The sequence below is a fragment of the Caballeronia sp. INML3B genome, from assembly GCF_023631305.1.
GTDB classification, from domain to species: Bacteria; Pseudomonadota; Gammaproteobacteria; order Burkholderiales; family Burkholderiaceae; genus Caballeronia; species Caballeronia turbans.
Map to the genome: position 1 here is coordinate 1 of NZ_JALQDI010000070.1, position 25,849 is coordinate 25,849.

20 protein-coding genes are annotated in these 25,849 nt (G+C 64.0%); 11 read left to right on the forward strand and 9 right to left on the reverse strand.

The annotated features are described in order from the left end of the window. Both tssH and tssE read left to right on the forward strand, forming a co-directional pair. On the forward strand, positions 1-2,595 hold a 2,595-nt coding region (gene tssH / locus NCS58_RS28390), incomplete at its 5' end, for a type VI secretion system ATPase TssH (protein WP_250478063.1). 11 nt (positions 2,596-2,606) lie between these two features. Then, on the forward strand, positions 2,607-3,035 hold the full coding sequence (gene tssE / locus NCS58_RS28395) for a type VI secretion system baseplate subunit TssE (protein ID WP_061119485.1): 429 nt from the start codon (positions 2,607-2,609) through the stop codon (positions 3,033-3,035). A gap of 17 nt (positions 3,036-3,052) precedes the next feature. Here tssE and NCS58_RS28400 read toward each other — a convergent pair whose 3' ends face one another. From NCS58_RS28400 to sauS, 4 genes are all read right to left on the reverse strand, one after another. Then, complete coding sequence (locus NCS58_RS28400) at positions 3,053-4,654, reverse strand: tetratricopeptide repeat protein (protein ID WP_061119486.1); 1,602 nt, start codon at positions 4,652-4,654, stop codon at positions 3,053-3,055. Between the two features lie 90 nt (positions 4,655-4,744). Beyond that, a complete protein-coding gene (locus NCS58_RS28405) occupies positions 4,745-6,085 on the reverse strand; it encodes an MFS transporter (RefSeq protein WP_409219313.1) in 1,341 nt (446 codons plus the stop codon). A 56-nt stretch (positions 6,086-6,141) separates the two neighbouring features. Further along, positions 6,142-7,776, reverse strand: coding sequence for an AMP-binding protein (locus tag NCS58_RS28410; protein ID WP_250478064.1), 1,635 nt, complete (start codon positions 7,774-7,776; stop codon positions 6,142-6,144). After that, positions 7,773-9,236 (reverse strand): acylating sulfoacetaldehyde dehydrogenase, encoded by a 1,464-nt coding sequence (sauS, locus tag NCS58_RS28415; RefSeq protein WP_061119488.1) that lies wholly within the window; start codon positions 9,234-9,236, stop codon positions 7,773-7,775. Before sauS ends, NCS58_RS28410 begins: the two co-directional genes overlap by 4 nt. A 211-nt stretch (positions 9,237-9,447) precedes the next feature. On the opposite strand from sauS, the gene NCS58_RS28420 reads away from it, so the two are divergent. Next, complete coding sequence (locus NCS58_RS28420; protein ID WP_061119489.1) at positions 9,448-10,209, forward strand: IclR family transcriptional regulator; 762 nt, start codon at positions 9,448-9,450, stop codon at positions 10,207-10,209. A 44-nt stretch (positions 10,210-10,253) separates the two neighbouring features. On the opposite strand, the gene NCS58_RS28425 is transcribed toward NCS58_RS28420, so the two are convergent. The 3 genes from NCS58_RS28425 to NCS58_RS28435 all read right to left on the reverse strand — a co-directional run bounded on the left by NCS58_RS28425 (position 10,254) and on the right by NCS58_RS28435 (position 13,652). Beyond that, positions 10,254-11,693 carry an amino acid permease gene (locus tag NCS58_RS28425; protein ID WP_061119490.1) on the reverse strand — a complete coding sequence of 480 codons (1,440 nt, stop codon included), beginning with the start codon at positions 11,691-11,693 and terminating at the stop codon, positions 10,254-10,256. A gap of 94 nt (positions 11,694-11,787) precedes the next feature. Then, positions 11,788-12,177, reverse strand: coding sequence for a nuclear transport factor 2 family protein (locus NCS58_RS28430; RefSeq protein WP_061119491.1), 390 nt, complete (start codon positions 12,175-12,177; stop codon positions 11,788-11,790). A gap of 41 nt (positions 12,178-12,218) precedes the next feature. Then, positions 12,219-13,652, reverse strand: coding sequence for an FAD-binding oxidoreductase (locus NCS58_RS28435; protein ID WP_086961274.1), 1,434 nt, complete (start codon positions 13,650-13,652; stop codon positions 12,219-12,221). A gap of 184 nt (positions 13,653-13,836) precedes the next feature. Between NCS58_RS28435 and NCS58_RS34525 the strand changes: the two genes are divergently transcribed. After that, the gene (locus NCS58_RS34525) at positions 13,837-14,094 is read left to right on the forward strand and encodes a GTP-binding protein (protein WP_086961276.1); all 258 of its coding nucleotides are present in this window, start codon (positions 13,837-13,839) and stop codon (positions 14,092-14,094) included. On the opposite strand, the gene NCS58_RS28440 is transcribed toward NCS58_RS34525, so the two are convergent. Next, positions 14,041-15,774: a cobaltochelatase CobT-related protein gene (locus tag NCS58_RS28440; protein ID WP_250538922.1), complete on the reverse strand. Its 1,734-nt coding sequence runs from the start codon at positions 15,772-15,774 to the stop codon at positions 14,041-14,043. The genes NCS58_RS34525 and NCS58_RS28440 overlap by 54 nt on opposite strands. Further along, complete coding sequence (locus tag NCS58_RS28445) at positions 15,771-16,757, reverse strand: AAA family ATPase (protein WP_086961280.1); 987 nt, start codon at positions 16,755-16,757, stop codon at positions 15,771-15,773. Before NCS58_RS28445 ends, NCS58_RS28440 begins: the two co-directional genes overlap by 4 nt. Positions 16,758-16,909: 152 nt before the next feature. On the opposite strand from NCS58_RS28445, the gene NCS58_RS28450 reads away from it, so the two are divergent. The 7 genes from NCS58_RS28450 to NCS58_RS28480 all read left to right on the forward strand — a co-directional run bounded on the left by NCS58_RS28450 (position 16,910) and on the right by NCS58_RS28480 (position 25,809). After that, complete coding sequence (locus tag NCS58_RS28450; RefSeq protein WP_061119494.1) at positions 16,910-17,662, forward strand: IclR family transcriptional regulator; 753 nt, start codon at positions 16,910-16,912, stop codon at positions 17,660-17,662. Positions 17,663-17,776: 114 nt separating this feature from the next. Further along, positions 17,777-18,625, forward strand: coding sequence for an IclR family transcriptional regulator (locus NCS58_RS28455; RefSeq protein ID WP_061119495.1), 849 nt, complete (start codon positions 17,777-17,779; stop codon positions 18,623-18,625). A 203-nt stretch (positions 18,626-18,828) separates the two neighbouring features. Beyond that, positions 18,829-20,670, forward strand: a complete 1,842-nt coding sequence (xsc, locus tag NCS58_RS28460) for a sulfoacetaldehyde acetyltransferase (RefSeq protein WP_061119496.1) — start codon at positions 18,829-18,831, stop codon at positions 20,668-20,670. Positions 20,671-20,733: 63 nt separating this feature from the next. Next, a complete protein-coding gene (gene pta, locus NCS58_RS28465; RefSeq protein WP_250478065.1) occupies positions 20,734-21,747 on the forward strand; it encodes a phosphate acetyltransferase in 1,014 nt (337 codons plus the stop codon). Positions 21,748-21,756: 9 nt separating this feature from the next. Continuing rightward, on the forward strand, positions 21,757-22,578 hold the full coding sequence (locus tag NCS58_RS28470) for an IclR family transcriptional regulator (protein WP_250478066.1): 822 nt from the start codon (positions 21,757-21,759) through the stop codon (positions 22,576-22,578). Between the two features lie 209 nt (positions 22,579-22,787). Next, complete coding sequence (locus tag NCS58_RS28475; RefSeq protein WP_061119498.1) at positions 22,788-24,461, forward strand: GMC family oxidoreductase; 1,674 nt, start codon at positions 22,788-22,790, stop codon at positions 24,459-24,461. A 34-nt stretch (positions 24,462-24,495) separates the two neighbouring features. Further along, a complete protein-coding gene (locus NCS58_RS28480; protein WP_250478067.1) occupies positions 24,496-25,809 on the forward strand; it encodes an MFS transporter in 1,314 nt (437 codons plus the stop codon). Positions 25,810-25,849 lie beyond the last annotated feature (40 nt).

The window sequence follows — 25,849 nt, forward strand, 5'->3', positions numbered from 1 at the left end:
GCCGCGAGCCTGTGCCAGACGCGCCTTTCCGATGAAATCACCGTCGAGCATTGGCTCTTGAAGCTGATCGAAGCGGACGAAGGGGATATTCCGGCGATCCTGCGTCACTATGAAATCGACGTGGATGCGATCTGGAACGCGCTGCTCGCCGCGATCGATCGTCTGCCGCGCAATCTGCGCGGCATGCCGTCGCTGTCCATCCAGCTCGCGAGCGTGCTGCAGGATGCGTGGAATCTCGCCTCGCGTGAGGATATGGAAGGCACGATCCGCTCGGCGCATCTGCTGCGCGCGATCATCGCCGCGCCGCACGTGATGCGCACGCAAGACGCATGGCCGCTTTTCTCGCTGTCCGGCGCGCAGATCGAACGTCTTGTGCCGCGGCTCGCGCGCGCGTCGTGCGAGAACGCGCCCGCGCAGGAAGACGATGAAGCCGATGAAGCAAGCACGCCGGCATCCGATACGAAAGCGGCCGCTCAACCCACGCCACGCTCGACCGAAGGCGAAGCACTCGAACGCTTCGCCATCGATCTGACCGAGAAAGCGCGTCGCGGCGAAATCGATCCCGTGTTCGGCCGCGATCGCGAAATCCAGCAGATGATCGACGTGCTCGTGCGCCGCCGCAAGAACAACCCGATCCTCGTCGGTGAGCCGGGCGTCGGCAAGACGGCGCTCGTCGAAGGGCTCGCGCTGCGCATCGCGCAAGGCAGCGTGCCGTCGCTGTTGCGAGAGGTGCGCATCCTCACGCTCGATCTTGGTCTCCTGCAAGCCGGCGCGGGCGTAAAGGGCGAGTTCGAGCAGCGCCTGAAAAACGTGATCGACGAAGTAAAGGCTTCGGCGACACCGATCGTGCTCTTCATCGACGAAGCGCACACGCTGATCGGCGCGGGCAATTCGGCCGGCGGTTCCGATGCGGCTAATCTCTTGAAGCCGGCGCTTGCGCGCGGCGAACTGCGCACGATCGCCGCGACGACGTGGACGGAATACAAGGAATACTTCGAGCGCGATGCGGCGCTGGAGCGACGCTTCCAGATGGTGAAGGTCGAGGAGCCGGACGACGATGCCGCCTGCCTGATGCTGCGCGGCCTCGCGACCCGATACGCGAAGCATCACAACGTGCATATCCGCGACGAAGCGCTCGTCGCGGCGGTCAGGCTCTCGCGCCGTTACATCCCCGCGCGCCAGTTGCCGGACAAGGCCGTCGATCTGATCGACACGGCCGCCGCGCGCGTGCGCATGGGTCTCGATACGCCGCCCGCCGAATTGCAGCGCGCCCGCGCGGCCGTGGCGGCGCTTGCGCTCGAACGCGCGACCATCGACGCGGACGAGCGCGCGGGCATCGACGATACGGCCACGCGTCGCGACGCGCTCGAAGCCGCGATCGCACAGGCCAACGAGGATCTCGCGGAGATCGAGGCGCGCTATGAGCGTGAGCTGTCGCTGGTTCGCGCGCTCCTGGAACAACGCGGCGACGGTGCGACAAAGCCCGACGCCCACGCCTTTGCCGCCGCCAAGAGCGCGCTCGCCGAAGCACAGGGCAAGACGCCGCTGATCTTCGCCGATGTCGATGCGCAAGCCATCGCGCGCGTGGTCGCCGAATGGACCGGTGTGCCGGTCGGCAATCTCGTTGAAGACGAACTGCTGAACTTGCTCACGCTCGAGGACCAGTTGCAAAAGCGCGTGGTCGCGCAAGACGACGCGCTCGGCATGCTTGCGCAAAGCCTGCGCACCGCGAAGGCGGGACTCAAGAGCGAGCATGCGCCGCTCGGCGTGTTCCTGCTGACAGGAACATCGGGCGTTGGCAAGACCGAGACGGCACTCGCGCTCGCCGATGTGCTCTTCGGCGGCCAGGCCGCGCTCACGACGATCAACATGTCGGAGTATCAGGAAGCGCACACGGTATCGCAGTTGAAGGGCTCGCCGCCGGGTTACGTCGGCTACGGGCGCGGCGGCGTTCTCACCGAAGCCGTGCGCCAGCGCCCTTATAGCGTCGTGCTGCTCGATGAAGTCGAGAAAGCGCATCGCGATGTGCTCGACATGTTCTATCAGGTCTTCGACCGCGGCTCGATGCGCGATGGCGAAGGCCGCGAGATCGACTTCCGCAACTGCGTGATCCTGATGACGTCGAACCTCGGCAGCGAACAGATTCACGACGCGACGACCGATACGCCCGACATCGCGCATGCCGCGCTGCTCGACGCCATTCATGATCCGCTCGTGAAGCACTTTCAGCCTGCGCTGCTCGCGCGCTTCCAGACGCTCGTCTACCGGCCGCTCGACGTGAGCGCGCTCGGCCGCATCGTGCGGCTGAAGATCGCGAAGATCGCGGCTCGCCTGAAGCGTCAGCATGACGTGACGCTCGTGTGCGACGAGACGCTGATCGCATCGCTCGCCGAGATGTGCCTGTCGCGCGATTCGGGTGCCCGCAATATCGACGCGTTCCTCGATCAGCGCATCCTGCCAACGGTCTCGCGCGAATTGCTCACACGCATGGCGAGCGCCGCCGCGCCTGCCGAGATCCGTCTCGCGCAATCCGAGCAAGGCAATCTGACGATCGAGTTCATCGATCGCGGCGAGTCGGTGCAAGCAGCCGTCTGAAGCGAGCGACAATGCCAGCCGGTCCATCCCTCTATGAAATGCTGCTCGGTCAGATCGACGGCGAGCCGCTCAGCGACTTCGACGACCGCACGCTCGAAGTCCTGAGCGTGCAGCAGAACGTGCGGCGCATCCTGAACACGCGGGCCGGGGCGCTCAAGCATCTGCCCGACTACGGGCTGCCCGATCTGACCAACATCTACAAGGCGCTGCCCGCGTCGTCGCAGGCGCTCAAGGAGCAGATGGAAGCGACGCTCGTGAAGTACGAGCCGCGCATCCGGGCGATCGACGTGGAGATGGTCGACACGCCCGAGCCGGGCTTGCAGGTGAGCTTCGAGATGACCTGTCACCTGAAGCGCACGGGTCTCGTGCGCTTCGGGACGTACTTCGTTCCGCCAGGCGTGTTCAGGCTGGAGCGGCGCGTGCGCGAGGGGAAGATCTGAGCGCGCCTCTTGCGTGTTCAATCGCAGGAGTCCCGCCGGCGACCGATCAACTCACGCAGATCATCCCCGATCCGCGTGATGACCGGCGCCCACTCATGCAAGCGCGCCTGCCGATACAAGCGCATGTCCGGATACCACGCCGTTTGTTCGCCTTGCCGCCCCCAGCGCCATTCCGGCGCGGCAGGAAGTATCGCCCAGGCGCGCTTGCCGAGGGCGCCTGCCAGATGCAATGGCGACGAGTCCACGGAAATCACGAGATCGAGATGATCGACGAGGCCGGCCGTGTCGGCGAAGTCGTCCCATTGGGATGACAGATCGTGCGCGCGGATGCCGGATTGTCTCGCCAGATGCGCGTTCGCCTGATTCTTCTGCAGGATGAACCACTCGACGCCTTCGATTGAGGACAGCGGCCCGAGCGCGCGCGCCGGCACGAAGCGGTCGATGCCGCTGAAGTTATGCGGCCCGCTGAACCAGCACAGTCCCACCTTCAGCTTGTGCTCGTAGGGCTGCATGTACGCATCCCAGCGCGAGCGCGCCTCGGGCCGCGTGCGGATGTATCCGTGCCCGGCGCCGCACATGCCCGCCCTGCCCAGGTAAGCGGGCAACAGATAGTCGAACACCCAGTAATCGACATGAGCCAGTTCGTCCGTTCGCCAGCCGGACGCGACGCTTTGCGCGCCGTCGAGATCCCGAAACAGCCGATGCAATTCGGGCCGACACACGAAATGCACCGACGCGCCCGCATCCGCAAGTTGCCTGGCGTAGCGCGCCAGCATCAGATTGTCGCCTATGCCCGCATGGTACGCGACGAGGATACGCTTACCTTGCAGCGGCTCGCCGCGCCATTTTTTCGCGAGATGCGGCGCGATGTCCGGATAGTGCGCCAGCACATGCTCATCGCTCGCGAGTCCTTCGAGCACGCGCCAGCCTTCCTGCTCGCGTCCGAGCAAAATGAGCGTATCGCCTAAAGCGCCGATGGCCTCCACTCTGGACGGCTCGCTCTCCACGACACGTCTGAACGCATCGAGCGCCTCATCGAAACGGCACTGCATGTAGAGCGCCTTGCCGAGCATCATCCGGATGTCGGCATCGCCGGGTGCGGCTGCGAGCATCGAGCTGGCCTGTTCGATGACCCCGCCGTGATCCGAGAGAAACCGACCGCGAAGACGCAGCGCGCTCTTGCCGTCGGCCCTGATGAGCGCCTGCTTCGCATGAAAGCGCATCAACTCCGGTTGACTCGCGAACAGATAGATCTGGGCAAGCGCCGCGTGCGCATCATGATTGTCCGGGTCGATGAAAAGTGCTTCGGCCAGGCACTCGATCGCGCTGTCGCGATCCGAACAGTTGTTCAGATAGACGATCCCGCGCTGCACGCGAATGAGCGCGTTGTCCGGGTTCCGTGCAATCCATTGCGCGCAGACATCGAGCGCGAGCGACGGCTCACCCATCCCGGCCAGATCATTCGTCGATGCAATGGCGTAATGCACTTCGTGCGGTTCGAGCTCGATCGTCTCGCGCCACAGGGCGAGCGCCCGATCACGGTCGCCGCGCTGCGCCGCCGCCTGGGCAGCGGCGGCAAGCGACACCGCCCGCTCCCTGATGTCATGCTCCGTACTCATCTTCTCGTCGCCAGTCAAAGGACGATGGAGCGTAACAGAGGGACCTTGCCGAATCGACACAATTCGTCGGGCGATCACCCGGCGCGCGCGCTACTCATGCCACTGTCCGGCCCCGCCCGCGAACGCGGGCACGCCCATATCGCCACGATTCTGCGCCTCGCGCGCTTCATCGGCTTCGACCGTCTTGCTCGTATCGATGAAGAGCGCGGCGAACGCCCCAACCGCAAGCAATGCCGCCGAGATCGTGAACGGCACGTTGTAGCTGCCCGTCTCCTGGATCAGGTAGCCGAACACCACCGGCGACGCCATGCCGGCGAGACCGAAGCCCGTGTTCATCATGCCGCCCGCCGTGCCCGCATATTTGCCCGCGATATCGAGCGGCAGGGTCCACAGCACGGGATTCGTGATCTCGAGGAAGAAGAACGATCCGGTCAGGAACCATACCGCCGCGATGGGACTCGGCGCATTGACCATCGGTATGAGGAACGCGAGCGAGCCGCCCATGCCGACGACCAGAATGCTGCAACGCGCGAGCCGCAGCCGCCCCGTCATCTTGTAGATGCGGTCCGATATCACGCCGCCGAGCGTATCGCCGATCACGCCCGCGAGCAGCGGCAGCGCGGTGAAGAGGGCGAGATGCTTCAGATCGAAGCCGCGCGATTCCTTCAGGTACGAAGGCAGCCACGTCAGATACACCCACAGCAGCCAGCCGTAGCAGAAGTCGACGAACGTCACGAGCCACATGCGATGAATCAGCTTGCGCCACGGCGTCGGGTTCTTTCTCGCACGCGCGCATTCGCCCGCGCGATAGCCGATTTCAGCGGTCTCCTCGGGCGTTACGCGGCGGTTCTCATCGGGTGAATTGGTGAAGACGAAGAGATACAGCGCCGTCCATGCGAGGCTCGCGATACCGAGCAGAATGAACGCCTCGCGCCAGCCGCTCGTCGCGACCACCGCGAGCACGAGCGGCGGCGTCACCGCGCCGCCCAGCCGCGCGAAGCTATGCGTGATGCCTTGCGCGAAGCCGCGCTCGTGCACCGGCATCCAGAACGTGAAGGCGCGCGTCGCGGTCGGGAACGCGCCGCCCTCGCCGATGCCGAGCGCGAGACGCAACAGCACCAGCATGCCGATGCTGCCCGCGAAGCCCGTCGCGAGCGTCGCCGCGCCCCAGATGAGCGAGAGCACGGTGAGCACGAGCTTCGGCCCGAAACGATCGGCGAGCCATCCGCCGATGATCTGCATCACCGCGTACGGATAAGCAAACGCGGAGAACACGAGGCCGAGCTGCACGGACGTCAGACCCATCTCCTGCCGGATCAACGGTCCCGCCACGGCGATGTTCACCCGGTCGATGTACGAAATGAAGTACATCAGGCACATGACGCCGAGAATGATATGGCGCGTCTTCACGCGCTGACGATGCTTGTTCACAGTGTCTCCTTCAGTCCATCTGATGTGGAATGTCGTGTGAGTGAATCCGCTTCTGCCTATCCCGCGGGCTGCGGATCCTGAACGAGCTTCAGGCGTTGCACCTTGCCTGACGGGCCGCGCGGCAATGCATCGGTGAAGCGGAATTCACGCGGCGTTTTATAGCGGCCGAGCTCGCGCAGGCAGTGCGCGCGCAGTTCCGCCACGTCGAGCGACGTGGCGCCGCCGCTCGGCACGATGTACGCGACGATGTCCTGCCCATACGCCGCATCGGGCACTCCGACCGCGGCCGCCTCGAGCACGCCCGGATGACGCAGGAGCGCTTCGTCTATCTCGCGCGGCGCGATATTCTCGCCGCCCTTGATGATGAGTTCCTTCGCGCGCCCGTTGATGTAGAAGAAGCCCGCTTCGTCGCGATAGCCGAGGTCGCCGGTGCGCAGCCACCCGTCTGCGGTGAACGCATTGCGTGTCTCTTCTGGGCGCTTGTAGTAGCCGCTCATCAGCTGCTCGCCGCGCAGCACGAGTTCGCCGGTTTCATGCGGCAGGCATTCACGGCCGTCGGTATCGACGATCTTCGCTTCGCCGCCCGATGGCAAACCGATGCTGCCGAGTCTTCGCATCGTTGGGTCATACGGGTTGCTGAACACCGGCGCGGCGGTCTCCGTCATCCCCATCGTTTCGATGACACCGATGCCGAAGCGCGCCTCGAATGCGCGATGATGATCGGCCGGCAGCGCCGCCGATGCGCTGCGGCAGAACTTCAGCGCCGACAGATCGCAGTCATGCTCGCCCTCGGCATTCAACAGATAGGCGACGATGGTCGGCACCACATTGATCCACGTGCAGCCGGAATGCGAAGCCTCGCGCCAGAACGTGCGCGCGGAAAAGCGCGGCGTCATCACCGCCGAGCCGCCGTGCCAGAGCGGTGTCAGCAGCGCGACCACGAGACCGTTGATGTGATAGAGCGGCAGCGACACGAGCACGCGATCGTCGTCGCAGAGGTGATGCTCCGCGCTGATATGGCGCATGTTCGCAAGCAGGCTGCGATGACTCAGCAGCACGCCCTTGGGCGCGCCCGTCGTGCCCGACGTGTACATGAGCAGCGCGGTATCGCCGGAATTCATGGCGCCCGCGTCGCTCGCGACGATCCGCGTGCCGGGCGTTTCATCGCGCACGAGCGGCGTCGCGCGCGATGAAAGCGCCGGGATATCCGGCATTGCGCCCGACGCCGGCGTGGTGCGCACCACCGCGATCTCGCGATCCATGCCTTCGCGCCGCAACGCATCGATCGCTTCGACGATCGTGTCGTGCGTATCGTCCGCGACGAAGATCATGCGCGTATCCGAATGCTCGACGATATAGCTCAACTGCGAAGGCTGGCACAGCAGGTTCAACGGATTGGCGACGAGACCGCTGTACATCGTCGCGAGCAGCAGGCGCGCGGTCTGGATGCCGTTGCCCATGAATACCGACACCACGTCGCCCCGTTGCAGGCCGGCCGCCTTGAAGCGTGCTTCGAGCGCGATGCAATCGTCGCGCAATGCGCCGAACGTCAGCACGTCGTCGCGAGCGGTGGAGAGCAGAAACGGCTTGTCGGGTGCGCTTTGCGCGCGCGCGTCGATCAACGCACGCAACGTCGATGCATCGCGCGGCAACCGGGCAGGCGCAACGATTCGATCCGGCACGGCGCTCATCGCCCGACCCTCCGGAAGTAGTCGCCGAGAAGCGCGTCGACTTCGGGCACGCGTTCCGCTATCGGGTACGCGACGCGCGTGACGTTCAGGTACTGCCGATAGCCGAGATTCGACGAGAAATTGTTTCCGCCCCATGTGCCGCAGCCCATCGAGAGCGAGAACGGCAGGCCGTTGTCGAAGTTGCCGCCGGTCGCGAGGCAATGCGCCTGATCGACGATCACGCGCGCCACCGGCAAATGCATGCCGAGCGTAACGGCGAGCGCGTCGTCCGCGCCATGCACGCCGACCGAATGGCCCGCGCCCATGTAGCCGTAGATGCCGCGCACGATATCGATGGCCGCGCCGATGTCGCGCGCGCGATAGACCGCGAGCACGGGCGAGAGCTTTTCGCCGGAGAACGGATGCTGAGAACCGTAGCCGGTCTCTTCGACCATCAGGAACTTCGGCGCGCGCGCGGCGATATCGTCGAGGCCCGCTTCGCGCGCGATCACCGTCGCCGAGCGTGCGGTGCAGCGCGCGGAGAGCTTGCCGTCGTGCCACATTGCCGCCTGCAATTGCGCCTTCTGCGCTGCGTCGAGCAGTACGCCGCCTTGCTTCGTCAACCCATCGAGCATGCACGCGTAAATGGCGTCTTCGATCACGACGCTGTTCTCCGACGAACAACTCGTCGCGTTGTCGAACGTCTTGGAGACGGCGATCTTGCGCGCCGCGTCATCGGGATTCGCGTTCGCCGTGACGATCGATGCAACGTTGCCGGCGCCTACGCCGAATGCCGGCGTCCCGCTCGTATAGGCCATGCGCACGTTGGCCTGCGAGCCGGTCGCGACGACGAGATCGGCGAGCCGCATCAACGCAGCGGTCGCCGCCTTGCCGATCGGATGCGGCAACATCTGCACGAGATCGGGATCGAGACCGGCCTTCGCGAACTCGGCGTGAATGAAGCCGATCAGCAACGCGCACGACGAATAGCCCTTCGGCGAAGGCGCGACGATGACCGCGTTGCCGCACTTGAGCGCGTTGATGATCTTGTTCGCGGGCGTCGCGGCCGGATTCGTCGATGGCGTGATCGCCGCGACCACGCCCACCGCACGCGCAATCTCGACGATGCCGCGTTCCTCGTCGCGCGCAACGACGCCTGTCGTCGCGACGCCGTGAAGATCGCGCAGCAGCCCGAGCGTCTTGCGATGGTTCTTGCGGAACTTGTCGTCGGCGTTGCCGAGGCCCGTGTCGCGTACGGCCAGTTCCGCCAGCAGCCGGTTGCGCTGCGGCTCCATGATCGCCCACGCGGCAGCCGCGGCGGCGATGTCGAGGGTCTCCTGTCCCGCTTGCTCGAAGCGCTGTTGCGCGGCGCGCGCTCGCGTCACGAGCGCAGCGACCTCGCGTTCCACATCGGGTTCCTGTGTGTTCGGCGCGTTCTCGCCGGGACGCGCGAGCGTCGCGCCGCTTGCCATGTGATTCATGCGATAAACCTCGGCTGTTGGAAGATTGGCGATGCTTCCCAATCTAGTCAGCCGTGTTCATCGCGCGGTCCCGTTTTCTGGACTAACGCATGCAGCGATATCGCGAGCATCGGAAATTCAGCTTTTCGGGACTTTCACGAGTCCCGAAAACCGGTGTTTTCGACGCACAATAAAAGGAAAACGCAAACCAGTAAGACGGAGACAAGGCAACGTGACGTCGAACCAATCGAATGCCGCCGCTGTGCGCGCGTTCCGCGTGCTCGAAACGCTCGCCGAAGCGAATCGCCCGCTTTCGATGACCGAGCTCGTCGATGCATTGGGCCTGCCCAAGCAGACCGTGCATCGCATTCTCGTGCAGCTGATGGACGCATGGCTCGTGACACGCGGCGCGAGCGACAAGCTCTACGAATGCTCGGCGCGCGTGCGCACGCTCGCCATCAACGTGTTGATGCACGCGGGCCCCGCAGCGGCGCGTCATGCGCTGCTTGAACAGCTCGTCGCGCGCGTCGGTGAGACCTGCAATCTGACGATGCTCGCGGGTAACGACGTCGTCTATGTCGATCGCGTGGAAACAGGCTGGCCGTTGCGCATGCATTTGCAGCCGGGCTCGCATGTGCCGCTGCATTGCTCGGCAAGCGGCAAGCTGCTGCTGAGTTTCCTGCCGAAGGAGCGGCGCGAGCGCATGATCGAGCGCCTGCCGCTACGCTCGTATTCGGAGCGCACGATCACCGATCGCGACGCGCTGCGCCGCGAACTCGCGTTGACGCGCCGCCGCATGCTCGCCATCAATAACCAGGAGCATTTGCAGGGCCTCGTTGCGATTGCGGTGCCGGTAATGCTCGATCGCAATCGCGCGTGCGCGGCGATCGCCATTCAGGCGCCGGTCGGACGCGTCGCGCTCGATCAACTGCTCGCGTTCGAACCCGATCTGCGTCGCACCGCCGAAGAAACCGCCAGGACGTTCAGAGAGTAAATCAGCCGGTTTGCAATGCAGCAAACCGGCGCTCATCTCAGTGCTTATCGTTCGACCGTTTGCAGATGCCGGGTCGAATGCGCGTCGTCTTCGATCTCGGCTTCCTTGCGGCCGCGCTTGAACACGACATACGCGACGATCAGAATGCCGAGGCTCGCGACGCCCAGCCACAGCGGCTTGCGCTGGTCGGGAATGAAAGCCATCGCGACGAGGATCGCGGTCATCCCGAAGATCGCGAGCCATGTGAGATAGGGAAATCCCCACATGCGCACGCGCAGGTCGTTCGCTTCGAAGCTCGTCATGCGGGCGCGCAGACGCAATTGCGAGAACGCGATCAGCAGGTACACGAAGATCGCCACCGTGCCGTACGAATTGACGAGAAACGCGAACACCGTATCCGGCGAGACATACGACATCACCACGGACACGTAACCGAACACCGTGCCGAGCAGAATGGCCCGCACCGGCACACCGCGCTTGTTGACCTTCGCGAGGCCGAGCGGGGCATCGCCGTGACGCGTCAACGCGAACAGCATGCGCGATGCAGCGTAGAGACCCGAATTGAGCGCGGACAACACGGCGGTGAGCACGATCGCGTTCATCACGTTGGCTGCGGCGGGCATGCCCATCACTTCGAGCGCGCTCACGTAAGGCGTTGCCATCTGATGCGAATTCCAGGGCACCAGCGCGACGACGAGCGCCACCGATCCGACGTAGAACACGAGCACGCGCGTGATGACCGAGTTGGTCGCCTTCGCGACGGCCTTCGCGGGCTCCTTCGCTTCAGCCGCTGCAATCGTGACGATCTCGGCGCCGAAGTAGAAGCCTGTCGCCGCGACCGCGCCCGTCATCACCGGCCCGATGCCCTTGGGCATGAATCCGCCGTGGCCGAGAAAGGTCGTGGCGACATCGGTCGTGTGCATCGACGCCGGCCAGAAACCGCATACGTAGAGGCCGCCGAGGAACAGGAACACGATGATCGCGCCGACCTTGATCGACGAGAACCAGAACTCGAACTCGCCATAGCTGCCGACTGAAATGAGGTTGGTCAGCGTGAGCACGACGAGCAGCACGAGACTGATGATCCATGCAGGCACGTCGGGTACCCAGAACTGCACCAGCTTCGCGCCCGCGACCGCTTCCAGCGCGATCACGATGACCCAGAAGTACCAGTACATCCAGCCCGTCAGGAAGCCGGCGAGCCGGCCGGGCCCGCGCTGCGTCTTGAAGGCGAGGCGCGCATATTCATAGAACGAGCCGACAGCGGGCATCGCGCAGGCCATTTCGCCCAGCATGCGCATGACGAGGACCACGAGGCCGCCTGTGATGAGAAACGAGAGAATCGCGGCGGGCCCGGCCTGCTGAATCACCACACCGCTGCCGACGAAAAGTCCGGCGCCTATGACGCCGCCCAGCGCGATCATCGTCATGTGGCGCTGTTTGAGGCCACACTTGAGATCGCCTTGCTCCGTGTTCGCTTGCATGTCGTCTCCTGCTTTGCTTGTGTCGATTCGAGGCTCGCTCGCCGGTTCGTTGCCGGCGAGTCGAGTCATTTCACTGGATCGTCTCTACATCGCTTCAAAGCGCCGGTCGGTCCTTGCGATACGCGTTCTTCACGGCGATCTTGCCGTCGCTGAACGTGAAGACGTCCACCATGCGGGCCTCGATACGCGAGCCGTCCGCTTTCGTGCCGCGAAACGTCGATTCCGATACGCCGCGCTCGCCGCTCACGAAATGCTCGCCCTCTTTCCACGATGCATCGGGGAAGGTTTCCCACGCAAGCGCGAAGCCCTTGCGGACCTCGTCGCGGCCCTTGAACGTGCGGCCCAGCGCATCGGGTCCGGCCACGCCGTGAAAGACGCATTCTTCGGCCATGCAGTTCATCAATGCATCGAGGTCGTGGCGATTCCACGCATCGTTGAAAGTTTCCAGCAGCCGGACATAATCCTGATTCGTTTGAGTGCTCATGTGTCGATGTTTTCAGTGCGTTGCGAAAGAGTCAGCAAGGTTCAGCGCTTCTCGTCCTGCGCCAGATACTTGTGATAGAGGAACCGTTGGCCGACGCGGCGGAAGGGCGCGAAGCCTTTCCATCGCACCATGCCCATCACGTTCGGATATTCGAGCGCGGAGTCGTAGATCGGCAGATCGTCGCGGCTGCGTTGCCACTTGCCCGCGACGCGCTCGGCCATGCGCCGCCCCGCGTGCGCGGAAAACGACACGCCGTTGCCGCCGTATCCGACCGCGTAGAAGACGCTTTCATGCGGATCGGGCTGCGCGACGCGCGGCATCATGTCGTGACTCACATCGACCCAGCCCCACCACGAATAGTCGATGCGAATGCCCTTCAGCGATGGGAACTTGCGATGCAAGCCTTCGATGAGCACATCCATGTGCCGCGGGTTCGCCGCATCCGCGCCCGTGATCGCGCTGCGGCTGCCGATCTGCACGCGATTGTCCGGCAGCAGCCGATAGTAAAAGCGCAGCGTGCGCGTATCGGTGATGACCTGATGCGTGCGGAAGTTGGTCGATTCGAGTTCTTCCTGCGTGAGCGGCCGCGTGACGAGCGAGTTCGAGAGAATCGGCATGATCTTCGCGGACAGCGCGCGATGCATGTCGTTGCGCGTATAGCCGCCGGTCGCAAAGGCAACCGCCTTCGCGCGAATCACGCCGCGCGGCGTGCGCACGTGATGCACGCCGCGAACCGTCTCGACGCCGAGCACGGGCGTGCTCGTATGCACCTTCACGCCGAGCGAGCGCGCCATGCGCATATAACCGAATGCGAGCTTGAGCGGATGCACGCCGATGCCATCGGGTTCGAGCAGCGCGCCGCAGTTTTCGCGATCGTCGACATACGATTGCGCGACTTCCTTCGCGCTCAGCATGCGCGCGTCGTAGCCGAAGACATCGCGCATCACCTTGCATTCGTTCGCGAGAAAGTCCATCTTGCGCGCCCGATGGGCGATGTACAGATGCCCGCCCGGCTGCGGATCGCATGCGAATTCGCCGATCAGTGTCTTGAAGGTGTCGAAGCCTTCGCGGATTTCCGCGTCGAGCCTGAGCGCCGTCTGCTTGCCCCATCGCTCGATCCATTGAGAGCGATAGAGACGGCCGCTCGCGTTCTGCCCTTGCCCGCCGTTGCGGCTCGTGCAGCCCCACGCGGTGCGGTTCGCATCGACGACGGTCGCGCGGATGCCGTGCTCCCGCGCGAGAAAGAGCGCAGTCGAGAGGCCTGTGAATCCCGCGCCGACGATCAGCACATCGACGTCGGCGTCGCCGGACAAAGGTCCGTCGTCATCGGGCGGCTCGCCGGCGGTCGCGACCCAGTAGGTCGGCGCATAGTCCATCGCCTGACGGCCGATGGGCGAGACGAGCGGGTCGTAAAGCGGATCGTATGGGGCGCACGCGCCACGAAGGGCCGGCGCAACGTAATCGAGAGTAGCCACCGATAACTCCTTGGAAAGTACCCTCATACTGCACCTAACTTCGCGCACCGTTTAGAGCCACGCCGGAATCATCGTTAGTGCCAGGCCGCTCTTCATGGGAGGCGCCACGGCGCGCCGCTGGCCCTGGCGATGAGCCCTTTCTGGCACTACGGCCGACCCTTTTGTCGGGTCATACGGGGCCGAAATCCTCTTTTGCTCGCGCAATGCCGCATGCGCGTCGTTCAGCGACCGGCTCTTGCGCGCCAAAGGTTTCGTGCGGCTTGTCGATGGCACCTGTGCGCAGATTCATGTCGTCGCCAAGCGCTGGCATGTCACGCGATGCCGGCACGTCGAAGCGTCGCGAATCGTTTTTATCGGCCTCTTCGAATCAGACGACACAGACCGCGCGCTAAGTGCTGTGTCTGCGCCGCGCGCCGAGCCATGCAGCGAGCTTCGCGAATAAGGTCATATCCGGCGCGCTGGACAGATCCACCGCAAAGTGATGCCGGTAATACGGACTCAGATCGAGCCCCACGCCGAGCCCGAGCACCTCGACCATGCGCGCCGCCTCGAGCTTCGCGACGACTTCGCGCAAATGCTGATCGAGATAGTTCGGATCGTTGGCCTGTGCGGTTGCGCTGTCCATCGGGCTGCCATCGGAGATCACGACGACGATGCGCCGCGCTTGCGCACGCGCAGCGAGTCGCGAACACGCCCAGTCCACCGCTTCGCCATCGACGCCTTCGCGAAACAGATCGGCCTTGAACAGCGCCGCAATGTCGCCGCGCGCTGCACGCCAGCTCGCATCGCCTTCCTTGAAGATCATGTTGCACGCTTCATTGAGCCGGCCCGGATACTTCGGCCGGCCCTTCGCGAGCCAGTCGAGCTTCGCGCGGCCGCCGTTCCATGCGCCGGTCGTGAAGCCGAGCACTTCGGTCGCGACGCCCGCCATGCCGAGTGCGCGCACGAGCACATCGATCATCACCGCGACAGGCTCGATGCTCGCCTTCATCGAACCCGAGCAATCGATGAGAAAACTCACCGCGCAATCCGCATGCGGACGTTCCCGCTCGCGCCTGAAGACGCGTCGCTCATCCGGCGACGCCACCACTTGCGCGAGGCGACGTCCGTCGATGCGCCCTTCTTCCTCGCCGAACGACCAGCCGTCGCGATGCGGCACGGTAATGGCCGCTTGCAGCATGCGCGCGAGACGCGGCACGTTGATATGCCGCGCCGCGATCAGATCGTCGAGACGCTCGCGATATTCACGCAACAGCGCGGGGCGTATCAGCGCAGCCGGGCGAATCGTCTTGTCGTGGCGCGTGGTGAACACGCGATAGTTCTCACCCGACGCCTCACGCGCGGTGCTCTCGCCGCTCGCGGCGAGCGCGAGCCGTTCGACGTTGCCTTCTTCATCGTCGATATCGAACCACGCGCCGAGCATCGTGCGCGCGGCCTCTTCCTTCTCGTCATCGGATGAAGCGTTATTTTCGACGAACGCGTGCCGCACGTCGCGCACCATTTCGCCGATCTTTAGCGCGACGTCGAGCGCATGAACCGCATACGCACGTTGATCCGCGCAATGCCGCCGCATGCCCGCAAGCGCATGCCCGAGCGATGGCGCGAGCGCCGCGCGCGTGGCCTCGATGAGTCCTTCGGTCGCTTCGAGCACGGCGCGCCCGGACAGGCGCGATTCGGCCATTTGAGCGACGGTGTACATCAAGAGGCCGATATCGCTGTCGAGCACGCCCGCCTCGTAGCACGCGAGCGACCACGCGTCGAAACGATGCCGCACGTTGCGCCTCACGCCTTCCATGCCGACAGGCACGCGCGTTTCACAACGCAACTGCTCCAGCATGTCGAACACCATGCGCTCGACGGGTTCATCGGGCGTCATGTGCCGATGCAGCGCGGCGTCCGAATATGCGATGCGCAACGCGGACGCGTCGGCGGCGCCGCGTGTCGAATCGACGTCTTCTTCGTCCCTGCGCTCGCCGCGCAAATGCGGCGCATAGAAGGGCACCGGCCGCAAGTGGCGATACAGCCTGCCGCCGCGATAGTGCAACGCTTCATCGCCCGTCAAGGCCCGCACGGTCGCCGCGCATAACGCATCGCGTCGCGCGAGTTCACGCGGCCCGTTCACGTTGCCGACTCGTCGTGCCACTGAGATGGCGTGTCCAGTTCCTCGCCGAACGCGCGCTGAAAATATTCCGCAACGATCGGCCGTTCCGCTTCGTCGCATTTGTTCAGGAAAGTGAGACGCAGCGCGAGCTTCGCGTCGTGGAAAACTTCGCAGTTTTCGGCCCAGTTGATGACGGTACGCGGCGACATCAGCGTCGACAGATCGCCCGCAGCGAAGCCGCGCCGCGTGAGCCCGGCCATGCTCACCATCGAATCGACGAGCGCCCGGCCCGCGTCGTCATCGAGACGCGGCACGCGCGCGAGCACGATGCGCGCCTCTTCTTCACGCGACAGATAGTTCAGGGTCGCGACCACGTTCCAGCGGTCGATCTGCGCATGATTCAGCATTTGCGTGCCGTGATACATGCCGTTCAGATTGCCGAGGCCGATCGTATTCGTCGTCGCGAACAGGCGAAAGAAACGATGCGGCTGAATCACCCGGTTCTGGTCGAGCAGCGTGAAGCTGCCGTCGCGCTCCAGAATGCGCTGGATCACGAACATCACATCGGGGCGGCCGGCGTCGTATTCGTCGAACACGAGCGCGACCGGCCGTTGCAGCGCCCATGGCACGATACCTTCCTGAAACTCGGTGACCTGCACATCGTCCCGTACGACGATTGCGTCCTTTCCGACGAGATCCAGCCGGCTCACGTGGCCATCCAGATTCACGCGCATGCACGGCCAGTTAAGCCGCGCCGCCACCTGCTCGATATGAGTCGATTTTCCGGTGCCGTGCAAACCCTGCACCATCACGCGGCGGTTACATGCGAAGCCCGCGAGAATGGCCAGCGTGACCTCGGGATTGAAGCGATACGCCTCGTCGATTTCCGGAACATGCGGGTCGCGCGTGCTGAACGCCGGCACGTGCAGGTCCGTATCGATGCCGAAAAGCGTGCGCACGGACACGCTCCGGTCCGGCTCGTCCAACCATGTGTCGCGCATCATGAGGCTTCGTCTCCCGTGGCAGAGGCTCCAGCATAGCAACTATGTTTTTCCGGAACAATTCATTTCGTTTATTTTTATCCAAACGGCCAGAGCGGCGTGGATCCGCACCTCATTTAAAATAATGTCGAACGAATTCACTGGAAATCATGCCGATGGACAAGCCCGATACACCCACGCTGCGAGCCTTCGCGTTGCTAGAATACCTGGTGCAGGCAGGCAGCCCGGTGTCGCTGACGGACATGGCCGACGACATGGGCATGCCGAAGCCCTCGCTGCACCGCATGCTCGCGTCGCTCGAAGCGGGCGGACTGGTGATCCGCGAACCCGGCGACAAGAACGCGTATGTCGTCGGCCCGCGCCTCGCGCAACTGGGCCTCAATGTGATGACGCACGCGGGCGCGCGGCGGTTACGGCACGCGATCCTCACGCGGCTCGTATCCGATCTCGGCGAAACGTGCAATCTCACGATGCTGCATGAAAACGAGGTCTTGTATCTCGACCGCGTGGAAGCGCCGTGGCCGCTGCGGCTCGATCTGAAGCCCGGTTCGCACGTGCCCGTCTGGTGCAGCGCGAGCGGCAAGTTGCTGCTCGCGTTGCAGCCGCGCGAGGAACGCAATGCGCTCGTGCGCGCGATGAAACTCGAGCGCTACACCGCTAACACCATCACCGACACGGAAATGCTCGAAGCGGAACTCGACCGCATCGCGAAGAAGGGAATTGCGATCGACAACGAGGAGTTCGTTCAGGGCATCGTGTGCGCGGCGGCGCCGATCGCCGATGCCAACGGCTCATGCATCGCGGCGATCGCCGTTCACGCGCCGGTATCGCGCACGCCGCTCTCGCGCGCGCTGGAAATGGTCCCGCGCCTCAAGGAAGCCGCAGCGGAGCTAGGCAAGACGTTTTGAGGCGCATTCGCGAACAATAAAAACGCAACCGCCCATTCCGAAAATTGTGGCGCATCCGGGGAAAGGGCGCGTAAAGTAGCCGTAATTCGAAACCAAACGTTCCGTTTCCGGCTCATGCGCGACGTCACACATCTCGATCCCGCCGGGCATGCCGGCGATGAAGCGCGGACGCTCCGTCCGCTCGCGGTACTCGAACAACTGGCCGCGGCCGGCCATGCCTACACGCTGTCGCAACTCGCGGCGCGCGTGCGCATTCCCAAAGCAACACTGCTGCGGCTGATCGACTCGCTCGAGGCGCAAGGCTATGTGACGCACATGCCCGATTCGCGCGGCACCGACCGCGGGATCGCACTCGGACCGCGCGCCGCCCAGCTCGCACTGGCCACGCTTGCCAATAACTCGTTCACGCGCGGCTGCCGCTCGATCCTGCGCGCGCTCGTCGACGTCATCGGCGAAAGCTGCAATCTCACTGCGCTCGATGGCGATACGGTCCTTTATATAGAACGCGTCGAGACGGCCGAGCCGCTGCGCCTTCATATGCAGGCCGGCATGCGAGTGCCGCTGCATTGCACCGCAAGCGGCAAGTTGTTCCTTTCGCAGATGCCGCTCGCCGAGCGTCGTCAAATCCTCGGCCGGCTCACGCTCACGAAGAGGACGCATCGCACGCTCACCGATCGCACCTTGCTCGAAACAGAACTCGACCGGCTCGCCGCGCGTGGCATCGGCATCGATAACGAGGAGTTCGTGCTGGGGATGGTCGCCGTCGCGGTTCCCATCACCGAAACCGCGACCGGGCGGGTGCTGGCGTGTCTCGCCGCGCATGCACCGACCGCCCGCGCCAATCTCAACGACTTGCTCCAGGCGGTGCCGCAATTGCGCGAAACCGCCGTGAAGCTCGCCACGCTCATGGATGCCTCCGATGGCCTGTCGCTCATGGCGCGCCATCATCCAGTGGCGCGCTAATTCCCTCTTCCCGCCGAGACGCCCGTCACGCGAGCCCCGGCGGCGGTCGCACCGTCAGCCCACTCTAAAATTCCGAATTTTTTAGAGACAAAACATTCCATTTATTTGAGAAAAGGATTGACGGCGAAATCAGCCCGTCCTACGATGTCTCCAAGATACATATTCCGGAACAATACGTTCCGTTTATCTCAACGGAGACACTCATGAGCGAGCACGACCAAGCCCGTCCTTCCCAGACCACTCTCGCCGCCAGCGCGGCGCCCACCGGTCCGCAGGCGATGACCCCATCCGAAGCCTTCGTCGAGACGCTCGCCGCCAATGGCGTGACCGAGATGTTCGGCATCATGGGTTCGGCCTTCATGGACGCGATGGACATTTTTGCGCCCGCCGGCATCCGCCTGATTCCGGTCGTGCATGAACAAGGTGCGGGCCACATGGCGGACGGCTATTCGCGCGTGTCGGGCCGTCACGGTGTCGTGATCGGCCAGAACGGCCCGGGCATCAGCAATTGCGTGACGGCGATCGCGGCGGCGTACTGGGCCCACAGCCCGGTCGTGATCGTCACGCCGGAAGCGGGCACGATGGGCATCGGCCTCGGCGGTTTCCAGGAGGCAAAGCAGTTGCCGATGTTCCAGGAATTCACGAAATACCAGGGCCACGTCACCCACCCGGCGCGCATGGCCGAATTCACCGCGCGCTGCTTCGACCGCGCGATGTCGGAAATGGGCCCGACGCAACTCAACATTCCGCGCGACTACTTCTACGGCCAGGTCAAGGTCGAGATCCCGAAGCCTCAGCGTCTCGATCGCGGCCCCGGCGGCGACCAGAGCCTGAATGAAGCCGCCGATCTGCTCGCCGAAGCGAAATTCCCCGTGATCATCTCGGGCGGCGGCGTGGTCATGTCCGATGCCATCGAGGAATGCAAGGCGCTCGCCGAGCGTCTCGGCGCGCCTGTGGTCAACAGCTATCTGCATAACGACTCGTTTCCGGCGAATCATCCGCTGTGGTGCGGCCCGCTCGGTTATCAGGGCTCGAAGGCCGCGATGAAGCTCCTGAGCCAGGCCGACGTCGTGATCGCGCTCGGCTCGCGTCTCGGGCCTTTCGGCACGCTGCCGCAGCACGGCCTCGACTACTGGCCGAAGGACGCGAAGGTCATCCAGATCGACGCCGACCACAAGATGCTCGGCCTCGTGAAGAAGATTTCCGTCGGCATTTGCGGCGATGCGAAGGCGACGGCCATCGCGCTCACGCAACGTCTCGCGGATCGCAAGCTCGACTGCGACGCCACCAAGGACGCCCGCGCGAAGACCATCGCTTCCGAAAAGGCCGCATGGGAAAAAGAACTCGACGAATGGACGCACGAGCGCGATCCGTACAGCCTCGACATGATCGAGGAGCAGAAGAACGAGAAGCCGTTCAGCGGCGGCCAGTATCTGCATCCGCGGCAGGTGTTGCGCGAACTCGAGAAGGCGATGCCCGAAGACGTGATGGTGTCCACCGACATCGGCAACATCAACTCGGTCGCCAACAGCTATCTGCGCTTCAACAAGCCGCGCAGCTTCTTTGCGGCGATGAGCTGGGGCAATTGCGGCTATGCGTTCCCGACGATCATCGGCGCGAAGGTCGCGGCGCCGCATCGTCCGGCCGTCTCGTATGCGGGCGATGGCGCCTGGGGCATGAGCCTGATGGAAACCATGACCTGCGTGCGGCACAACATTCCCGTGACGGCGGTCGTGTTCCATAACCGTCAGTGGGGCGCCGAGAAGAAGAATCAGGTGGACTTCTACAATCGCCGCTTCGTTGCGGGCGAGCTCGACAACCAGAGCTTCGCCGAGATCGCGAAGGCGATGGGCGCGCAAGGCATCGTCGTCGACAAGCTGGAGGACGTCGGCCCGGCGCTGAAGAAGGCCATCGATCTGCAGATGAATCACGGCAAGACGACGATCATCGAGATCATGTGCACGCGTGAACTCGGCGATCCGTTCCGCCGCGACGCGCTCTCGAAGCCGGTGCGTATGCTCGACAAATACAAGGACTACGTCTGAGTCCAGCGCCGCGCCGCTCCGCGCCCGGAGCGGCGTCTTCCAACCCATGACAGTGAGCCCGCCATGAAAGCCATGCATCGCATCATCGATCAGGCTCGCGACCTGCCGATGCGCATCGTCCTCTCCGAAGCCGAAGACACGCGCGTGCTTCAGGCGGCGCAACGCGCGCACAAGGAAGGCATTGCGCGCATCGCGCTCGTGGGCGCGCGAGCGCGTGCGTATCAGGTCGCGGACAGCGCGGGGATCGATCTCGAAGGCATCGACGTGATCGATCCGTCTCACTCATCACATACCGAACGCTTTGCGGAAGAGCTTTTCGCGCTGCGCGAGAAAAAAGGCATGACGCCCGATCAGGCGCGCGACGCCGTGCTCGATCCGCTGTGCTTCGCGAACCTGATGGTGCGAACGGGCGAGGCGGACGGATCAGTCGCCGGCGCGGTCAACACGACCGCGGATGTCGTGCGCAACGCAATACAGATCATCGGCGTGCGACCGTCGTTCAAGCTTGTTTCAAGTTTCTTTCTCATGATGCTGTGCGAGCCTTTTCATACGATGAAAGGCGGCCTCATCTTTTCGGATTGCGCGCTCGTCGTCGAGCCCGATGCGGAGCAACTCGCCGAAATCGCAATGGCCGCCGCCGACAGCGCGCGCAGCCTGCTCATGGAAGATGCGCGCGTCGCGATGCTGTCCTTCTCGACGAGCGGCAGCGCGCACCATGCAGCCGTCGATAAAGTGATCGATGCGACGCGGCGTGTAAAAGAAGCCCGCCCCGGCCTCGCCATCGACGGCGACGTGCAGCTCGATGCCGCGATCGTTGCGGAGATCGCAATGCGCAAGGTGCATCACTCACAGATCGAGGGGCACGCCAATACGCTGATCTTCCCGAGTCTTGAAGCGGGCAACATCGGCTACAAGCTCGCGGAGCGCATCGGCGGCGCCAAGGCTATCGGGCCGCTGCTGCAAGGGCTCGCAAAGCCGACCAACGATCTGTCGCGCGGCTGCAGCACCGACGATATCTATCACGTGATCGCCGTGACCTGCGTGCAGGCGCAGGCAGCGCGGCATCAGACGACGTGAGTGCGCAACATGGATACGCGAGCCGATACCGATGCGTTCATTCAGCCCGAATCGACGGACAGCGCGCCGCCCGACGACCACGCGCGCTCCGAGACGCCTACGCTGCGCGCCTTCAGCGTGCTCGAGCATCTCGTCGCGGCGAAGGGCGCGTGCTCGCTCTCGGAACTCGCGAACATCATCGGGCAGCCGAAGGCCTCGCTGCATCGCATGTTGCAGTCGCTCGAAGCGGGCGGCTTCGTCGCGCGTGAGCCGGGCCAGAAGAATGGGTATGTAATCGGCCCGCGCCTCGAACGGCTCGGCGTCGACGTGATGATGCACAGTGGCGCAAGGCGTCAGCGCCACGCGATTCTGGAGCGTCTCGTCGCCGATCTCGGCGAGACCTGCAACCTGAGCACGCTGCACGACACGCAGGTCCTCTATCTCGACCGCTGCGAATCGCCGTGGGCGCTGCGGCTCGAACTCAAGCCCGGATCGCACGTGCCGGCGCATTGCAGCGCGAGCGGCAAGCTGCTGCTGTCGACGATGCCGCGCGCCGAACGCGCCGCCCTCATCCGCGCGATGCGGCTCGAACGCTTCACGCCCAATACGCTCGACGATCCGAACCTGCTCGAAGCGGAACTGGATCGCATCGCGCACAAGGGCATAGCGGTCGACAACGAGGAGTTCGTGCTCGGGATCGCGTGTGTCGCGGTGCCGGTATTCGATTCGCGCGGCAAATGCATCGCGGCCATCGCCGTGCATGGGCCGGTGTCGCGCATGGCGTTGTCGCGCGCGCTGACCTTCGTGCCGCGTTTGCAGGAAGCCGCCGCCGAACTCACGGCGACCTTCTGACGCGTCGCAACATGGATCATTCGGATGACGAAATAATCTATAGGGACAACCCGAATCCCGCCTTGTTTCTGAATCGGATTTCGTATTTTCCGTTTCACTTTCGCGAGCTTCCGCGCTTTTCTCTTGGCTTCCTTGCCCGCTTCTTCCACATTGAACGAAACGCAAACGAAACGATTCGTTCCAAAAGAAGACTTCAGGAGACAGGTGTCATGCAGCAGGAAGTCGATTACGTCATCGTCGGTGCGGGTTCAGCGGGATGCGTGCTGGCCAACCGTCTGAGCGCCGATCCGTCCAACGTCGTGCTGCTGCTCGAAGCGGGCGGCCCCGACACGAGCCCGTGGATTCATATCCCCGTCGGCTACTTCAAGACGATGCACGATCCAGAGCTCGACTGGTGCTATCGCACGGAAGCGGACGATGCCGTCGCCGGACGCAGCATCGACTGGCCGCGCGGCAAGGTCCTCGGCGGCTGCAGCTCGCTCAACGGGCTGCTTTATGTGCGCGGGCAGCGCGAAGACTACGACCGCTGGGCCGAACTGGGCAACACGGGATGGAGCTTCAGGGACGTGCTGCCCTACTTCAGGAAGTCGGAAGATCAGGAGCATGGCGCGAGCGAGTATCACGGCGCAGGCGGTCCGTTGAAGGTATCGGACCTGCGTTTGCGCCGCCCGATTGCGGATCACTTCATCGCGGCGGCACAGGAGATCGGCATCCCGTTCAACGCGGACTACAACGGCGCGACACAGGAAGGCGTCGGCTATTTTCAGCAGACGGCCTATAAGGGTCTTCGCTGGAGCACGGCGAAAGGCTTTCTCAAGCCGGTGCGCGATCGCCGCAATCTCATCGTGCAGACGCATGCGCAGACCCGCAAGGTGCTGTTCAACGGCAAGGAAGCGACGGGCATCGAGTACATGCATGAAGGCGTCATGAAGACGGTTCGTGCGCGCGTCGAAGTGATTCTCGCGGCCGGTGCGATCGGCTCGCCGCAGATCCTGCAGAACTCGGGTGTCGGTCCCGTGAGCGTGCTCGACAATGCGGGCGTGCAGGTGAGGCACGCGTTGCCCGGCGTCGGCCGGAATCTGCAGGATCATTTGCAGGTGCGTCTCGTGTTCAAGACGCGTGAGCGCACGCTCAACGACGAGGTCAACAATCCGCTGAAAAAGGCGCTCATCGGCCTGCAATACGCGCTATCGCGCACCGGGCCGCTCACGCTTGCGGCGAGCCAGGTCGCTATCTTCACGCGCTCCTCGCCTGAGCTCGCGCGTCCCGACATCCAGTTTCACATGCAACCGCTTTCCGCCGACAAGCCCGGTCAGGGCGCGCATCCGTTCTCGGCGTTCACGTCGTCGGTGTGTCAGTTGCGGCCGTACAGCCGCGGCAGTGTCGAAATCCGCTCGAACGATCCGCTGCGCTACCCGGCGATTCACGCCAACTATCTCTCCGACGAACGCGATCATCCCGTCGTGATCGGCGGTATCAAGGTGGCGCGCCGCATCGCCGCCGCGCCGTCGCTCGCAAAGCATATCGTGTCGGAGTTCATTCCCGGTCCGCAGTATCGGTCCGATGCCGAACTGCTCGAAGTCGCGCGCAAGTTCAGTCAGTCGATCTATCACCCGGCAGGCACTTGCAAGATGGGCAGCGACGCGCTCGCGGTCGTCGACGAACGCCTCAAGCTGCGCGGCATCGGACGCCTGCGCGTGGTCGATGCGTCGATCATGCCGGAACTCGTATCGGGCAACACGAACGCGCCCGTCATCATGATCGCGGAGAAAGCCGCCGACATGATTCTCGAGGACCGGCGCTATCAACAGGTCACGCACGTGGAAGACGCACCTGAAGTCGTTGTGAAGAAGCCCACGGCCCACGCAGGCCAGAGAGACTGAGCACAAGTCTCGCACACACATCACGGAGACAACCATGAACGCAACGCCCCGAACCGATGGCAAGCAGATGCGCAAAGTCGTCGTCGCCAGTCTGATTGGCGCGACGATCGAGTGGTACGACTTTTTTCTATACGGCGTGGTCGCCGGCATCGTCTTCAACAAGCTGTATTTCCCGAGCGGCGACCCGCTCATCTCGACGATGCTCGCCTACGGCACCTTCGCCGTCGGCTTTCTGAGCCGGCCATTGGGCGGCGTGATCTTCGGCCATTTCGGCGATCGCGTCGGCAGAAAGAGCATGCTCGTGATGACCCTGACGATCATGGGCGTCGCGACAGTGTTGATCGGCATGGTGCCGACGTATGCGCAGATCGGCATCTGGGCGCCCTCGCTGTTGCTGCTGCTGCGCGTGCTGCAAGGCATCGGTCTGGGCGGCGAATGGGGCGGCGCAGTGCTGATGGCGTTCGAATACGCGCCCGCGAACAAGCGCGGCTTTTACGCGAGCATTCCGCAGATCGGTCTTGCGCTCGGACTGTGTCTTTCGTCGGGTGTCGTCGCGGGCCTCTCGCTCACGCTGACCGATGCGCAGTTCCTCGCTTGGGGCTGGCGCGTGGCGTTCTTCCTGTCGTTCGCGCTCGTGCTCATCGGCATGTACATCCGCCTTAACGTGATGGAAACGCCGGAATTCGCACGCATCCAGAAGACGGGCAGCGAAGCGCGCATGCCGATCGTCGACGTGATCTCGAAGTATCCCGGCAACACGATCGCCGGCATGGGCGCGCGCTTCATCGACGGCGTGTTCTTCAACGTGTTCGGCGTGTTCTCGATTTCATATCTCACGGGGACGCTGCATCTGCAACGCACCGATGCGCTGCTCGGCGTGATGGTCGCCGCGTTCGTGATGATCTTCACGATTCCGTTCTTCGGGCGGCTGTCGGATCGCATCGGACGCGCGCGCATCTACTTCTGGGGATCGCTCGCGACGGGACTGTCCGCGTTCTTCGGCTTCTGGCTGATGAAGAACAGCGGCGGCAATACGATGCTCGCGTGGCTCGCTGTCGTGATTCCGCTGGGCGTGGTGTATGCGTCTATTTATGGCCCGGAAGCCGCGCTCTTTTCCGAGCTCTTCGATGCGAAGGTGCGCTATTCGGGCATATCGTTCGTGTATCAGTTCTCGGGCATCTTCGCGAGCGGCATCAGCCCGATCGTCGCGACATGGCTCTTGCAGCGCAACGGCGGCGATCCCTGGATGATCGCGGGATATTGCCTCGCCGCGGGGGTCATCAGCGCGCTGTCGGCGGCGTGGGTCGGGCGGCGGCAGCGGCGGCAGACGGCGTTTTCCATGGGTTGATCGTCGTCGCGTGGACATCGACAGCCGCTGTGCCGAAGGT